The sequence below is a fragment of the Lysobacter sp. Root916 genome (genome assembly GCF_001429785.1).
In the GTDB taxonomy this organism is placed as follows: domain Bacteria; phylum Pseudomonadota; class Gammaproteobacteria; order Xanthomonadales; family Xanthomonadaceae; genus Lysobacter.
In genome coordinates, this window is sequence record NZ_LMJF01000017.1 from 94,095 (window position 1) to 108,553 (window position 14,459).

The following is a 14,459-nucleotide window of genomic DNA, read 5'->3' on the forward strand; positions in this document are numbered from 1 at the left end:
CCAGCGCTTCACGGCGTCGCGCTCCCGGCCAGGTCGTGCTTCAGGCGCACGCGCAACGTGAAGCGCACGCGGTCGCTCAAGGCCAGCTGCCAGCCGTCCAGGCCGTAGTCGTCGCGACTGACGCTGCCATGGGCGAGCACGTCGCAGTCCTTGCCGGGTCGCAGACAGGTCGAGGGCGCCAACACGAAGGTTTCCATCCGGCTGACGCCGTGCAGGGTGAGACGGCCGCGCAGCTTACCGCCTGCGCGCACCAAATCGGCGGGGTGCGGCTCGGACAGGAACTCGATGCGCGGGAAACGCGCCGAGTCGAAGAAGCGCCGGCCGCGCGCGAGTTCGGTGTAGCGGGTCGAATCGCCGACCTGGACCGCGCCGGTGGCCAGGGCGATGCGGACCTGGTGGCGGCCGTCGGGCAGCACCACGACTTCGCCCTCGTAGCTGGGGAAGGCGCCTTCCACTTTCTGGCCCCAGCGCGTGCGCAGCTCGAAGCCGAAGCGGGTGTAGAACGGATCGAAGCCGGACGACGACGGCGCCGGCGTCTGCGCCGCGAGCGGGGCGCAGACCAGGGCGCAAAGCAGGAAGCCGATCGCGGCGGAGGTGCGTGCGGCCTTAGGTCGCTGCGGCCTCACGGCCACCAGAAGGCGCTGAGCTGGGCGACGCCCGGCTCCAGGCTGGTCTCGGCCGGCACGTTCAGCACCGCGATGCCGCCCGGCGGCATGCCGCGGTAGTCGCCGGACTGGCCGCTGTGCAGCAGCGCGGCCAGACGCTCCAGGCCGGGGTTGTGGCCGACCAGCATCAGCCGCTCGGCTTCGACATGCAGATCGGCCAGGGCGATCAGGGTGCCCGGGGTGGCTTCGTAGATCGAGGGTTCGATGCGCTGATCGACGTAGCCGATCGCGGCCAGCACCGCCTCCAGGGTTTCGCGGGTGCGGCGCGAGGGCGAGCACAGCACGCAGTCGGGCACCAGCTTGTTCTGGGCCAGCCAGCGGCCGGCGGCCTCGGCCTCGGCCAAGCCCTCGGCCGACAACGGGCGGTCGAGATCGGCCTGGCCTTGGGCGGCCGGCTCGGCATGGGCGTGGCGGAGCAGGATCAGTTCGCGCATGGATTAGGCCGCTAACGAGTGGAAGGGGACGCGCGACGCGCGAACGCGCAGCACTTGGGAAGGAGGATGCCTGTCGGCGACGCAGAAAGGTAGCCGTCGGCTTGCGCCGGCCATGTGAACGCAGCGATGCGAGGCACGCTCAATACGCCACTGCCTTCATGGGCTGCGCGCGCCGCCGCTCGGGCCTACTTCTTCAACCACTTCAGCAGCGACTGCCAGTCGGCCTGGTGTTCGCGGATCTGCGCGGAGTGGTAATCGAACAGGCTTTTGCCCAGCGCGGTCATCACCACATAGGCCTGGCTGTCGCGCAGTTGCCCGACCACCGGATACGGCCATTCGCTGAGCAGCTCCACCGCTTGCTGGGAGGCGTTGGTCCAGGGCTTGAGCTTGTTGCCGACCAGGCCCACACGCAGCTGGCCGCGGCGCACGCGCGGGTGCTTGGCCAGGGTGTCCAGAAACGGGACCGTGGCTTCGATGTCCAGGGTCGAGGGCTGCACCGGCACGATCACCGCATCGGCGACCTCGAGGAAGGCCTCCAGGTCCTCGGCCATCGCGCCGGCCGGGGCGTCGATCACGACCCGCTGGGTGTCCTCGGGCAGGCCCTTGCGCCAGGCTTTGCGGCGGGTGCCGTCCAGCGGCAGGACCGCGCTGTCCAGGGTGGCGCGGCGCTGCGCCCATCGGGTCGAAGACCCTTGCGGATCGGCGTCGACCAGCGCGGTGCGCAGGCCTTCTAGCGCCGACTGCGCGGCGAGATGGGTGGCGATGGTCGTCTTGCCCACGCCCCCCTTGGAACTGGCCACCAGCACGGTCTTCATGCGAGCTCCCTCTAGGCGGAAGCCGCAGCGTACACCGGGGGTGGGGTTGGAGCTATCGCGGGGCGGGGGCCGGGGGCGGCGTGGCCCGGGGCGGGCGGCGACCGGTCTGGATCAGCGCACGCTGCATGGGATGGTCCGGCAGCCAACCCGGTGGCGGGTCGACGCGTTGGCCGCGCTCGACCAGCCAAGCCTCCGCGGCCGGCATTTCGCCCTGTGCGAACACCCGCAGGGGCCAGTCCGGCGGCGTCGGCTGACCGTTCTCTCCCGGGAAGTGATGGCGCAGCCAGCTCAGGCGGCGCAGGCGCTCGCGCCAGGCGACACCCTCGGAGGTATTGGCGACCAGCGGCACGCCGAAGTGCAGGCCGATCACCTGATCGATCATTTCGCTGCCGCTGGCCATGTGAGCGAGCAAGCCGATGCAGGACTCGCGCCTGGACGGCGGTGGTTGTTCGCACAGTTCCGCGATCGGCGAGATCGATGGAAACCCGTTGGCCATAGCGGTATTCATTGCCGCAACGCCGATAAGGTTCTCGCGCGTGGCCGGCACATCGGACGCCGCGGCGTACGCCTTCTGTGCGCATGCGGACACCGCCAGTGGCGGCAGTTCGTCCAGGGCCGCGTACATGACGCTACCGAGCTCACGGAAATGGATGCGGTAGCGATCGGCGCGCGCGGCGCGCCGCAGCAAGGCTTCCTGAGTGGGCAGGTCGTCGCCGCGCTCGATGGCGCGGGCGAGGCTGGCCAGCCAAACGGCCGCGTTGTCGGGGTCCAGCTGTTGCAGTCGAGCCACGGCGCGGTCCGGATCGCAATCCTCCCCTATGCCGGCGCAACCGCCGCTGGCTGCAATCCACTGTACCAACGGCTCGTCCGCCCCCAGGCGCAAGGCCGTGGTCATCGCGGCGGCGCCTTCGCCATGCGCTTCCTCGTAGAGGGAGTCGTTCAGTACCGCGCTCCCCGACGTGAACAAGAACGCCGCGGTCAGCGCCGTGCGCGCATCCGGATCGACCATGGTGCGTCGCGCCCGCTCGCTGGTGGCGGCGGCGAACGCGCGTTTCCATTGCATCGGGTCGCAGTCGGCCGACGCGGCCGCTGACGCGGTCTTCGTGGCCGCGTCGCCGAGCCGCGCCGCGGAGGCCTCGTCTCGCTGCGCCGTCGCGCTCGGCGGCGGCGCCACGGTCGCGAGCTGCGCCGATTCCCACCACCCGGCCCGGCGCGCGCCCACGAACGACACCAGCGCCAACGCGATCAACGCGACGACCGTCGCCCAAACCTTCCGCATCCCCACTCCCTTACCGGCGACCGGCCGCAGGGCCAGCCTACCGGCATCGGCGCCCTCGGCGGTCGGATCGCGCGCGACGGCCGCCTGCGCGCCGCCGCTCAGCGGACCTGCACGAACCTACCGCGGTGCCAAGCGGTACCCATCCGCGGCGCCGGAATCCGCTCGGCCGGTGAGGATCAAGGCACGACTGCCGGGATCGGGCGGCAGCCAGTCCAGCGGCGGAATGCCGGCTTGGCCGGTTTCGGCCAGCCAGGATTCGAATCCGGGGATCTCGCCCTCGCGCAGCAGGCGCAGGGGCTGCTCCGCGCGCAAACGATCGGCGGACTCGGACAGGCGCAGGGCCAGCCAGCGATGGCGACGCAGGCGTTCGCGCCAGAGCGCATCGGAATCGTCGGGGATCGAGCCCACCAGTAGCGCCGTGGCCAGGCCGCGGCTGGCGACGTCGTCGGCGTCGGTCGCCATCCGGCTCAGCACATCGATGCAGGCTTGGCGACGCCGCGGCGGAGGCTGCGCGCACAGTTCGGACAACTCGGTGAATACGGGCGTCGGCAGGGCGCTTACGAAGTCCTGCGCCAAAAAACCGATCGCACCGGCCTGGGTGCCGGCGAAGCCGGTCTCGGGCCGCATGCGCGCGGCGGTGCAGGCGCCGATCGCCGGGCCGGGCACGCGCAGCAGGAGCTGGGTCGTCTCCTGCGCGTACTCGGTATTGAACAGCCGGTACTGGCGCGCGCTGGCCGCACGCTGCAGCACGGCGTCCGCGGCCGCCGCGTCGTCGCGATTGCGCGCCTGCAAAGCCAGCAACCAGACCGCGGCGTTGTCGGGCTCGAGTTGTTGCAGGCGCCGCAAGGCCGGACCGGGGTCGCAGTCGGCGGACGCGGCCGGACAACGCAACGCTTCGACCCAACGCACCAGCGGGTCGTCGGCGCCGAAGCGCACGGCATCGGCGTAAGCGGCGGCGGCCTGGATGCGGGCCTCCGTGTCGTCCGCGTAGTGACCGAGCAGGCTAGCCGCGATCAGGCGGGCGCGCGCGTCGGGTTGGGTCAGCAGGCCGCGCGCGTAGGCCTCGCTGGCCTCCCGGTACTGGTCGATCCAGACCCCGGGATCGCACGCGGCAGCCGCCGGTGTGGCGGCATGAACCGCCGTCGCGGGCGGCGATTCCGGCGCGGCCGAGTCCCGGACCGCGACACCCGCGCCGCGCGCTTGCGCAGGCGGCGACGAGAGCAGGCGCAGGCCGATGACGGCCAGGATCGCGCAGCCCGCCAGCAATGCGATCCCTATCCACGACCTTCGTCCCCGCTCCTTCATCGACCTCGTCCCTGTATGCCGCTGATCGCGTCCACCGCGATCCGCAGCAAAGCACAGCCGCCGCGCGCGGCCAAGGCGCCAGCCCCGCCCGTCGGCATGCGCTGCGTTGAACCGGTGGCGCACATCGCGGCGTGCGCAAGCGCTCGTCGATGCCCTTTCGTGGCGCACTTTCTACACAGTTTTTGTGTGCATTGGCCGCAGTAGCACCCCATGCGACGCGACATCCCAGCAAAAAATTTTCCAGTAGAGAAATTTTCGGGTAGGGGTAGCCGACCTCATCGCGTTGAACAAAGTGTGCCGAGCGACAGCGCCGCCCTTCGATCGCGACGAAGAGCGTCGCGCTCGGCACGAACGATCGCCCACGCCCATCCGCCGTCTCCCTTATGTGCGCACGAACGTGCGGCGCAGCGATCCCCTACGGCCCGTCATCAGGAACACCTCGAATGAAGAAGGCGATTTTGAAGAAGAACGCAGCGATCGGTTTGGCGGCGGCCTGCGCCGCCGTGCTGCTGTGGACGCAACGCGATGCGACTCCGAACCCCGACGCCGCATCGCAGCCGAACGGCAACGCCAATAGCAGCACCTACGCCAGCGGCATCGCCGCACCGCCGGCCTCGCTGCGCGTGGCCTACACCGCGCCGACGCCGCGCACGCCCGCGCAGGCCAAGCTGGGCGCCGGCCAGTTGCTGGAAGCCGTGCAGACGCTGCCGCCGGAGCTGCGCGCGCAGGCGCTTGCCGCGGCCGCGCAGGGCACCCCGTCCGCGCAGGCCGCGACCGCCGCTTCGGTGCGCGCGCAGATCGCCGCGCTGGACCGCGCCGGCATCCCGCAGCGTTGGCGCGAAGGCGAGAAGGTCAAGGTCAACGTCGACCTGGCGCTGGACTACGCCGCCATCCAGAACCCGCACCTGCTGGCCCAAGCCTCGGGCGCACTGCTTGCCGTGCTGCGCGCCGGCGGCATCCAGGCCCAGGACATCCCCGGCTCGCCGGTGCTGGAAGCGCTGGTGCCGCTGGCGCAACTGGAATGGGTGGCCGGCCAGGACGCCGTCGCGGGCGTGGGCCTGATGCACATGGCCGACACGGTCGCGTTCTCCGACGGCGCCACCGCCAGCGGCATCGACCAGCTGCGCGCGCTCGGCAATGCCGCCGAACTGCCGCAAGCGCTGCGCAAGAGCCTGCAGGGCGAAGGCCTGACCATTGCGATCATGGACCAGTTCGGCAATACCGCCGGCGAAATCGCGGCGCTACAGACCGCGAACGAGTGGCCCAGCAACACCGCCGCCGAGCCGGACAACCTGGTGATGACCCCGCCGACCGGCAAAGCCTTCGGCGCGGGCGGCGCGAAACACGGCAACGCGGTCACCGAGATCGTCTACGACATCGCCCCCAAGGCCAAGTTCAGGGTCTACGACGCCGGCGCCAACGCCGACTGGGTCCGTGGCATCCAGAATGCAGCCAATCTCAACGCGCAGAACCAGCCGCAAGGCGAACCGCGCGCCCAGGTCATCACCGCCTCGCAGGGCGGCATCGCCGGCGCGCCGGGCGACGGCACCGCCACCTCGGGCGTCTACAAGGGCCTGTACGACGCGATCGACGCGGCCAGCCGCAACGGCGTGATCGTGATCAACGCCGCCGGCAACCACGCCCAGGCGCACTGGGACGGCGACAGCGGCGGCGCCGCCATCGCCAACGTGGCGCAGGACTTCGACACCGCCACCGCGGGCGTCCAGGACACCAACACCCTCTCGATCAATGTCGGCCAGGGCGCCGCCTTCGCTCAGTGCTACCCGCTCTTCACCGCGGCCGGCGCGGCCGTCGCCAACCAGTTGCCCATCACCGCCTACCTGAGCTGGAACGACTGGGCGTCCAACGGCAACCTCGTCGATACCGACTACCGTCTGGAACTGGTGCGCTGGCGCGACCAGACCCAGACCTTCGGGCGCGATCCGGTCACCGGCCGCTGGGGCAACATCGTCACGCCGGCCGGCTGGGTCGCGGCCACGCAGTCCGATCAGTCGCAAAACGGCGGTGCCGGACAGGAGCCGCTGGAAGGCTTCAGCTTCGTGCCGTCCTCGAACATGGCCACCGCGCGCTGCGTCGACGCCTACCGCGGCCTGAGCCTGGGCGGCGCGGCCATCTCCGGCGGCGGCATGTTCGCGTTGCGCGTGGTACGCAAGAGCGCCGGCGCGGCCAACTTCCTGCGCATCACCACCGGCAAGCTGCCGCTGCAGTACGCCCAGAACGAGCGCTCGATCCTGCATCCGGCCGACTCGGCCAGCGTGATCACGGTGGCGGCGTTGAACGCGGCCGATTCGGCGTTGGAAGCGTACAGTTCGCGCGGGCCGGTGCTGGCCGCGGGCGGCGCGCGCCCGGCCGGTCAGGCGGCGGGCAACGCCAAGCCGGACATGGGCAGCTTCGCCAATGTCGACACGGTGTCCTATGGCGACAACGCGTTCAACGGCACCTCCGCCGCCGCTCCGCACATCGCCGCGCTGGCGGCGCTGGGGCTGCAGCATCAGCGCCAGCGCAGCAACGCCACCGAGCCGGCGGCGCTGCCCGCGAACGCCACCACGCAGCAAAAGGCCGACCGTGCCGCCTTGTTGAGCCAGCGTCGCAGCCTGCTGGCCGATGCGACCTACGACGCGCTGGTGCAGGTGTCCGGCACCCAGGGCAACGATCTGGGCGCGGTCGGGTTCGACAGCAGTTTCGGCAACGGGCGCCTGAAGTTCCACGCCCAGTCGCAAGCCTGCTTCCTGTCGGCGCTGTACGCGCCGGCCTATCGCAGCCTGCTGCCGGCACAGGCCTCGCCGCTGCCCGCGGGCCAGCTGAGCTACGACCAGCTGCGCACCAACAACAGCGCGACCTGCTCGACCGTGAACTGAGCCAGACCTAGTCCGCGGCCCGTGCGCGGGCAGGTCGACGGCGCCGGAGCGATCCGGCGCCGTTTTTTTTCGCTAACCCACCGCCACCCGCGCCCACAGCGGCAGCGTCGCCAGCGACAGCAGCAGGCCGTAGCCGACCATGGCCGCGGCCAGGCGCGGCGCCAGCTGCTGCGCGATCGCCAGGGCGCCGGCGGTGACCATCGGCGGCATCGCCGATTCCAATACGGTCGTGCGAGCCATCTCGCCGTGCAGGCCCAGCAGCGGCACCAGCACGCAGGCCAGCGCCGGCATCACCGCCAGTTTCAAGGCCAGCCCCGACAGCAGCGGCTTGAGTTCGTCGCGCGGCAAGGTCAGTTTCACCGACAGGCCGATGGTGAGCATGGCCAGCGGCAGCAGCGCGTCGGACAGGCGTTGCAGGCCGCCGGCGATCCAGCTCGGCGGCTGCGCCGGCATCACCGTGAAGCCGATCAGCAAGGCCCACAGCGGCGGAAAGCGCAACACCCGGCGCAGCATGTCGCGCGCGTTCGGCGGGGTGTCGCCGCCGTAGCGCGCGAGCACCCACAGGCCGAAGGTGGACAGGATCAGGAAGGCGCCGAACTGGTCGTAGACCACCGCATAGGGCAAGGCGTGCTCGCCGATCAGGGCGCGGGTGAGCGGATAGCCGAGGAAGCTGGTGTTGCCCAGGGCCGCGGTCAGCAGCAGCACCGCGTGTTCGTCGCGGCGGAACTTGAGCCAGCGCGACAGCGCGCTGACCAAGGCCACCGTCGCGCCCAGCAGCAGCCAGGGCACCGCGGCCACGCCCAGCAGCGCCGGCTCCAGCTGCAGGCGCGGCGCGTAGCGCAGCACCGCGGCCGGCAGACAGACGTACAGCACCACCAGGTTCAGGGTCTGGGCGGCGTTGTCGGGCAGCGCCCGCAGGCGCTGGAACAGATAGCCCAGCGCCAGCAGCGCCAGCACCAGGGCAAAGGCGTCGAAGGCCATCGCGTTCGCGGTCGGCGCGCCGCAGGGCGCGATGGGCCATGGTCGCGGTTGCGGCCCGCGCGCTCAAGCGTTCGGCGGCGCGCGCCGATATCATGGCGGCGACCTCGAAGATCCCTCCATGACCGACCTGCAAGACCTGACCGCGCTGATTCGCGCCAATACCTCCCTGATCGTGATCGAGACCCGCGACGAAACCCGGGTGGTCGAACTGTTCCGGCAGGCGCTGATGCAGGTGTGGCGCGCGCTGTACCGCTGGTCGATCACCGAAGGCCTGCGCCGGGTCGATTTCGACCGCGACGACGAGGAGACCCGGGTCGCGCCCGACATCTCGGCGACGTTGCAGGCGATCCGCGACGCCGACCAGCGCGGCATCTATCTGCTGTTCGACGCCCATCCCTACCTGGGCTATGCCAGCACCCAGCGCCAGCTGCGCGAGATCGTGCAGCGGCGCGGCTGCCAGCCGCACGTGCTGGTGCTGATCGGGCACAAGGTCGAGCTGCCGCCGGACCTGGACTCGCTGGCGGTGCGCTACACCCCGCGCCTGCCCGACGCCAACGCCCTGCTCAAGCTGGTGCGCGAGGAAGCGGCGAACTACATGCGCGAGCACGGCGGGCGCCGGGTCGAGGCCGATGCCGAGGTGGTCCAGCAGATCGTGCGCAACCTGCAGGGCCTGGACCCGGTCGATGCGCGCCGGATCGCGCGCCATCTGATCTTCCGCGACGGCGCGATCGCCGCCGACGACCTGCCCGAGCTGGCCAAGCTCAAGTTCGAACTGCTCAACCGCTCCGGGCACCTGCATTACGAATACGACAGCGCGCGCATGAGCGACGTCGCCGGCGCACGCCGGCTCAAGCGCTGGGTCGAGCAGCGCCGTGCGGTGTTCACCGGCGGCGAGCCGCCGCCGGGCCTGGACCCGCCCAAGGGTGTGCTGCTGCTGGGCGTGCAGGGCTGCGGCAAGTCCATGCTGGCCAAGGCGGTCGCGGCCGGCTTCGGCGTGCCGCTGGTGCGGCTGGATTTCGGCACCCTGTACGACAAGTTCCACGGCGAGACCGAGAAGAACCTGCGCTCGGCCCTGGCCTCGGCCGAACAGCTCGCGCCCTGCGTGCTGTGGATCGACGAAATCGAGAAGGGCCTGGCCAGCGATGGCGGCGACGGCGACGGCGGGGTGTCGCGGCGCGTGCTGGGCTATCTGCTGACCTGGATGGCCGAACGCAAGTCGCGCGTGTTCCTGGTGGCCACCGCCAATCAGATCGACGCGCTGCCGCCGGAGCTGCTGCGCAAGGGCCGCTTCGACGAGATCTTCTTCGTCGACCTGCCCGACGCCTCGGCGCGCATCGAATTGTTCGCCCTGCATCTGCGCAAGCGCTCGCTGGAACCGGACGCTTTCGACCTGCCCGCGCTGGCCGCGGCCAGCGACGGTTTTTCCGGCGCCGAGATCGAACAGGCCATCGTCGCCGCGCTGTACGCCGCGCACGCGGCCGGCGCGCCGATGGCGGATTTCCAGCTGCGCGCCGAGCTCAAGCAGACCCGGCCCTTGTCGGTGATGATGGCCGAGCAGGTCGAGGGTTTGCGCGAGTGGGCGCGTTCGCGGACGGTGCCGGCGGATTGATCGGCGGCGCGGGCGATCGTGGTGTCGCGGCGATGCGGTTCGCTTAGGGCTCACCGCATCCTACGAAGCTGGGCTTGAGGCGGGTGCTCTTCGAGTGGTTTGTGAGAAACGCGTGTGTCGTAGGGTGCGGCGGTAGCCGCACCGTCGCATCGCTACGAATTCGCGCGACGATGCGGTTCGCCTTTGGCTCAGCGCATCCTACGTGGCGCTTGGCGATGCGACGCGGTGAGCGCTTACGCCTGCGGCCGCACCATCAACGTCTCGAACCCCGCGATCAGCGCACGCAGGCCGTAGTCGTAATCGGCCTCGGTATCGTTCTGGCTCAGCACCGCCTGCGCTTGCGCCAGCAGCGGATAGCGCTGCGGATCCGGCGCCATCGGCGCCTGCCCGGGGCCGCGTCCGGCCTCGGTCGCGGCCTGTTCCTCCAGCAGCCAGCCGATCGTGTAGTAGCTGAGCGAGATCATCGCGCGCAAAGCGTCCGCCGGAGCGAAGCCGGCCGCGACCAGATACGCCAGCTGTGCCTCGCCGTCGCCGAATTCGCCGGCCTGCGGGCGCGTGCCGATGTGCACGCGCGCGCCGTCGCGGTGCGCGCGCAAGCAGCGGCGGAACTCGTGCGCCTGGGCGGTCATCCAATCGCGCCAGTCCGGGTAAGCGGCGCGGTCCACCGGACGCTGCTCGGCCAGCATCGCGTCGGCCAGGGCGTCGAGCAGCTCGCGCTTGTTCTTGAAATGCCAGTACAGGCTGGGCTGCTGCACGCCCAGCGCCTCGGCCAGGCGGCGTGTGGTCAGGCCGTCCATGCCGACCTCGTCCAGCAGCTTCAGGGCGGCGGCCACCACCTTGTCCCGTTGCAGTTTCATTGCGCTCCGGCCATGGGCCTTGTTCCCCTATCGGCGATAGATTAGCATGCGCACAATCTATCGCTGATAGGGAGATGCCATGAGCACCCTACCCTCCGGCCGGCCTGCGCCGCCGACCCGGTCCCCCGCCCGCTACGCCCTGGCCCTGATCCTGGCCACGGTCGCGCTGGACGCGATCGGCCTGGGCCTGATCGCGCCGGTCCTGCCGCAGCTGCTCGACTCCTTCGGCCTGCAGCGCAATCTGGCCCTGCACGCCGGCGCCCTGACCGCGCTGTACGCGCTGATGCAATTCGTGTGCGCGCCGGCGCTGGGTGCGCTCAGCGACCGCTATGGCCGCCGCCCGGTGCTGCTGTTCTCGCTGCTTGGCAGCGCCTTGGACTACCTGCTGATGGCCTGCGCGCCCTGGCTGTCGCTGCTGTATCTGGGCCGCGCCATGTCCGGCATCAGCGGCGCCAGCGGCTCGGTCGCCGGGGCCTACATCGCCGACATTTCCGACGCGTCCCAGCGCGCGCGCCGCTACGGCTGGATGGGCGCGAGCTTCGGCCTGGGCCTGATCGCGGGGCCGGTGATCGGCGGCCTGCTCGGTGCGATGTGGTTGCGGGCGCCGTTCGTCGCGGCGGCGGTGCTGGCAGCGCTGAACTTCTGCCTGGCCTGGCTGGCGCTGCCCGAGCCGGCGCGCGAACGCGGCCGCGCGCCGGCGCTGCGCGAACTGGTGCCGTGGCATTCCTTGCGCGAACTGGGCCGGCTGCCGGACCTGGCGCCGCTGCTCTGGCTGTACCTGGCCATGCAATTGGCCGGCCAGGTGCCGGGCACGCTGTGGGCGATCTACGGCCACGACCGCTTCGGTTGGAATCCGACCGCGGTGGGCCTGTCGCTGGCCGCGTTCGGGGTGATGCACGCGCTGTTCCAGGCGCTGGCGACCGGCCGCATCAGCGAACGCTTCGGCCCCGCGCGCAGCCTGGTCGGCGGCGTGGTCAGCGATGTGCTGGGTTACCTGACCTTCGCGTTCGCGCGCAGCGGCTGGACCGTGGCGCCGGGCCTGCTGCTGGCCGCCGGCGGCGGCATCGGCGGGCCGGCCTTGCTGGCGATGTCCAGCACGCACACCGACGAAGCCCGCCAGGGCGCGTTGCAAGGCGTGCTGGCCAGCCTCGCCAGCTTGGCCGCGGTGATCGGCCCGCTGGTGTTCGGCGCGGTCTACGTCGCCGGCGCCGGGCATTGGAACGGCTGGGCCTGGGTCGTGGGTGCGGCGCTGTATCTGCCGTGCATTCCGGCTTTGCGCGCGCTCTTGCGTGGCGCGCGCGGGGTGGCCGCACGGGGCGTTAGCGCCGACGCCGCGACGGGCTGAGGCCCGTGGCGTGTGGCGGCGTGCAGTTGCGAGCTTGCGCGACGATGTCGGCGGATGGGGCGCGCGGGCGCTCGTAATGGCGCGACGATGCGGTTCGCCTGGGGCTCAGCGCATCCTACGCGGCTGGAGGCGCGGCTTGAAAAGCAAATCCCCCTCGATCCCCCTTTGCAAAGGGGGAGGCAGAGCGGTGATCGAAGCTGGGGACCGGATCAGCCGCCGTTGCGTTTCACGTACACCCAGGCGCGTCGCCCCGAGGCCAGCGGCGCCTCGACGCGTTGGTAGGCGTCGACTTCGTAGGCGTCGGCGTGGCGCAGCTCTTCGGCGGTGATCGCGAACACCGCGCCGCTAACGCGGTCGGCCGGGTCGTCGCTGCGCTCGACGATGGGGTGATGGGCCTGGCCACTGATGGCCACGACCTGCGCGTCTTCGATCTTCAACGCGGCGCGCCGATAACCGACCAGGGCATCGGCCTCGCCCTGCAGCAGGCGGCCGAAGGTGGCGCGCTGCACGCCTGCGTCCTGCAGGGTGCCGTAGGAGAACAGGGCCTGGTCGCGGGCGTCGTCGGTGCTCATCTTGCGTTCTGGGCGAGCGCGGCGCCGCCCTAGGCAGCCGCGAGATCGAAGGAAATGCTGATGCGTTCGCCGCTGCCCTGGTAAGGCAAGGTGCGGTGGAACACATAGGACGGGAACAGCAGCAGGCGGCCCACCTGCGGGCGCACCAGACGCAACGCATCCGCGGGCCATTGCGGCAGGCCCGCGTAGGGCCGGCCGAATTCGATCCAGCCGGCGTGATCGGGATTGGCGTGATCGGGATCGGCTTGATCGAGATCGTCTTGATCGGGAGCGGCGTCGACGATCGCCTCGGGCAGTTCGACGTAGTACGCGCCCGACAGCCAGGAATCCTCGTGGATGTGGGTGTCGATGTAGCCGCTCTCGGCGGCCTGGGTCGCCCACACGTGCAGGCGGTAGCGCAGTGGCACGTTGCGCAGGAATACGTCGTCGTGCGCGTCCGTGCCGGCCTGGCGCTGGCGCGCATCGGCGATGAAGGCGTCGATCGCCGCGCGCAGGCGCTGCTCGAAGCCGACGATGGCCGGGGTGCGATCGGCGAGCAGATCGCCGCTGAGATAGGCCTTGCGCGCGGCCAGACCGGCCGGCTCCCAACGCTGCTGGCTGTGGCGGCGGATGTCCTGGGCCAACTCGGCATGGAAGGCGGCGGCATCGGCATACGCGGGCGGCGGCGCGAGATCGATCGCGTGGATGTGACGTTGCAGCCCAAGCAGGTCGACCGCGTCGGCGACGCGGCCATCGGCGGCCAGCGCCACGCCGAGGTGGGCGATGCTGCGCTGGTCGTCGCCTTGCTGCCGCAGCGCCGCGCTCAGCTGCTCGTGCGCGGCCCGGGCCCGGCCGGCGTGCAGCAGTGCTATGCCGTGCTGGCGTTGCAGCACCGGCGTGTCCAGGCCGCGACCGATCGCGTCGGCGTAAATCGCAGCGGCATCGCCGCCGCGACCGTTCAAGATCAATTGATCGCCGAGGATCTCGACGCTGCCGGGATGATCGGGCTGCAGCTGCAAGGCCCGGCGCGCATGCGCTTCGGCGCGTACCGGCTCGCCGAGCTTGCGCAGCAGCACCGCGGCGTTGCGATGCGCCGCGGCCAGGTTCGGGTCCAGTTGCAGGGCGCGTTCGGCCGACCGCAGGCCCTCCAGCAAGGAAGGCCGATCGAACAGATTGGACAGCAGCACAGCCAAGGCCTGGTGCGCTTCCGGGTCCTGCGGCGCCAGCCGCAAGGCGTTGCGCGCGGCCGCGATCGCCTGCGGATATTCCTGCAACCGGCTGTGCGCCGCGGACAGGTTGTTCCAGGCCTCGGGCCAGTTCGGATCGCGCTCGGTCGCGGCAGCGAAGCCGGCGGCGGCGGCGGCGTAGTCGCCCAGTTGGAAAGCCGCGTTGGCGTAGCGGAACGCCGCGCGCGCGTCCTGCGGCAGGCGCTGCATGGCCAGTTGCAGCAAGGGCGCCGCGGCCGCGGCCTGGCCGGCGTGCAGCAGGCGCGTGCCCAGGTCCAAGGCGGCCGGGCCGTCGTCCGGGCGCAGTTGCTGCGCGCGCGTCGCCGCCGCCAGTCCGCGCGGCGCGTCGCCCAGCGCCTGCGCGGCGACCGCGAGCATGCGCCAGGCATCGAAGTTGTTCGGATCCTGGGCGAGCACCGCTTCGCAACGCAGGCGCGCCTGCGCCGCGTCGCCGCGTTGCAAGGCCGCGTAGGCTTCGCGCAGCAGACCTGCAACGGCGTTCATGCCGGCGTG

At 71.1% G+C, this 14,459-nt stretch carries 12 protein-coding genes; 3 read left to right on the forward strand and 9 right to left on the reverse strand.

Translation table 11 applies throughout. From position 1 onward, the window contains the following. Positions 1–8 precede the first annotated feature (8 nt). The 5 genes from ASE35_RS19945 to ASE35_RS19965 all read right to left on the reverse strand — a co-directional run bounded on the left by ASE35_RS19945 (position 9) and on the right by ASE35_RS19965 (position 4,459). Complete coding sequence (locus tag ASE35_RS19945) at positions 9–626, reverse strand: YceI family protein (RefSeq protein WP_235567194.1); 618 nt, start codon at positions 624–626, stop codon at positions 9–11. Continuing rightward, positions 623–1,099 carry a histidine phosphatase family protein gene (locus tag ASE35_RS19950; RefSeq protein WP_056177173.1) on the reverse strand — a complete coding sequence of 159 codons (477 nt, stop codon included), beginning with the start codon at positions 1,097–1,099 and terminating at the stop codon, positions 623–625. Before ASE35_RS19950 ends, ASE35_RS19945 begins: the two co-directional genes overlap by 4 nt. A 185-nt stretch (positions 1,100–1,284) precedes the next feature. Further along, positions 1,285–1,914: a ParA family protein gene (locus ASE35_RS19955; protein ID WP_056177175.1), complete on the reverse strand. Its 630-nt coding sequence runs from the start codon at positions 1,912–1,914 to the stop codon at positions 1,285–1,287. A gap of 52 nt (positions 1,915–1,966) precedes the next feature. After that, positions 1,967–3,163: a hypothetical protein gene (locus ASE35_RS19960; protein ID WP_157489590.1), complete on the reverse strand. Its 1,197-nt coding sequence runs from the start codon at positions 3,161–3,163 to the stop codon at positions 1,967–1,969. Between the two features lie 147 nt (positions 3,164–3,310). Continuing rightward, positions 3,311–4,459, reverse strand: coding sequence for a hypothetical protein (locus ASE35_RS19965; RefSeq protein WP_057164899.1), 1,149 nt, complete (start codon positions 4,457–4,459; stop codon positions 3,311–3,313). A 482-nt stretch (positions 4,460–4,941) separates the two neighbouring features. On the opposite strand from ASE35_RS19965, the gene ASE35_RS19970 reads away from it, so the two are divergent. Next, on the forward strand, positions 4,942–7,377 hold the full coding sequence (locus ASE35_RS19970) for a S8 family serine peptidase (protein WP_057164900.1): 2,436 nt from the start codon (positions 4,942–4,944) through the stop codon (positions 7,375–7,377). 72 nt (positions 7,378–7,449) lie between these two features. On the opposite strand, the gene ASE35_RS19975 is transcribed toward ASE35_RS19970, so the two are convergent. Then, a complete protein-coding gene (locus tag ASE35_RS19975) occupies positions 7,450–8,358 on the reverse strand; it encodes an AEC family transporter (protein ID WP_057164901.1) in 909 nt (302 codons plus the stop codon). 118 nt (positions 8,359–8,476) lie between these two features. Here ASE35_RS19975 and ASE35_RS19980 point away from each other — a divergent pair, with 118 nt between their 5' ends. Then, a complete protein-coding gene (locus tag ASE35_RS19980; RefSeq protein ID WP_057161596.1) occupies positions 8,477–9,967 on the forward strand; it encodes an AAA family ATPase in 1,491 nt (496 codons plus the stop codon). Positions 9,968–10,200: 233 nt separating this feature from the next. Here ASE35_RS19980 and ASE35_RS19985 read toward each other — a convergent pair whose 3' ends face one another. Continuing rightward, positions 10,201–10,824, reverse strand: coding sequence for a TetR/AcrR family transcriptional regulator C-terminal domain-containing protein (locus ASE35_RS19985; RefSeq protein ID WP_057164902.1), 624 nt, complete (start codon positions 10,822–10,824; stop codon positions 10,201–10,203). 79 nt (positions 10,825–10,903) lie between these two features. Between ASE35_RS19985 and ASE35_RS19990 the strand changes: the two genes are divergently transcribed. Further along, on the forward strand, positions 10,904–12,169 hold the full coding sequence (locus tag ASE35_RS19990) for a TCR/Tet family MFS transporter (RefSeq protein ID WP_057161549.1): 1,266 nt from the start codon (positions 10,904–10,906) through the stop codon (positions 12,167–12,169). 209 nt (positions 12,170–12,378) lie between these two features. Here ASE35_RS19990 and ASE35_RS19995 read toward each other — a convergent pair whose 3' ends face one another. Beyond that, positions 12,379–12,741 carry a gamma-glutamylcyclotransferase family protein gene (locus ASE35_RS19995; protein ID WP_057164903.1) on the reverse strand — a complete coding sequence of 121 codons (363 nt, stop codon included), beginning with the start codon at positions 12,739–12,741 and terminating at the stop codon, positions 12,379–12,381. Between the two features lie 29 nt (positions 12,742–12,770). Next, a complete protein-coding gene (locus ASE35_RS20000; RefSeq protein WP_057164904.1) occupies positions 12,771–14,450 on the reverse strand; it encodes a putative 2OG-Fe(II) oxygenase in 1,680 nt (559 codons plus the stop codon). Positions 14,451–14,459 lie beyond the last annotated feature (9 nt).

Coding starts and splice junctions, on each gene's coding strand:
- ASE35_RS19955 (WP_056177175.1), bottom strand. CDS start 1,914: ATGAAGACCGTGCTGGTGGCCAGTTCCAAGGGGGGCGTGGGCAAGACG.
- ASE35_RS19985 (WP_057164902.1), bottom strand. CDS start 10,824: ATGAAACTGCAACGGGACAAGGTGGTGGCCGCCGCCCTGAAGCTGCTG.
- ASE35_RS19975 (WP_057164901.1), bottom strand. CDS start 8,358: ATGGCCTTCGACGCCTTTGCCCTGGTGCTGGCGCTGCTGGCGCTGGGC.
- ASE35_RS19970 (WP_057164900.1), top strand. CDS start 4,942: ATGAAGAAGGCGATTTTGAAGAAGAACGCAGCGATCGGTTTGGCGGCG.
- ASE35_RS19950 (WP_056177173.1), bottom strand. CDS start 1,099: ATGCGCGAACTGATCCTGCTCCGCCACGCCCATGCCGAGCCGGCCGCC.
- ASE35_RS19990 (WP_057161549.1), top strand. CDS start 10,904: ATGAGCACCCTACCCTCCGGCCGGCCTGCGCCGCCGACCCGGTCCCCC.
- ASE35_RS19995 (WP_057164903.1), bottom strand. CDS start 12,741: ATGAGCACCGACGACGCCCGCGACCAGGCCCTGTTCTCCTACGGCACC.
- ASE35_RS20000 (WP_057164904.1), bottom strand. CDS start 14,450: ATGAACGCCGTTGCAGGTCTGCTGCGCGAAGCCTACGCGGCCTTGCAA.
- ASE35_RS19980 (WP_057161596.1), top strand. CDS start 8,477: ATGACCGACCTGCAAGACCTGACCGCGCTGATTCGCGCCAATACCTCC.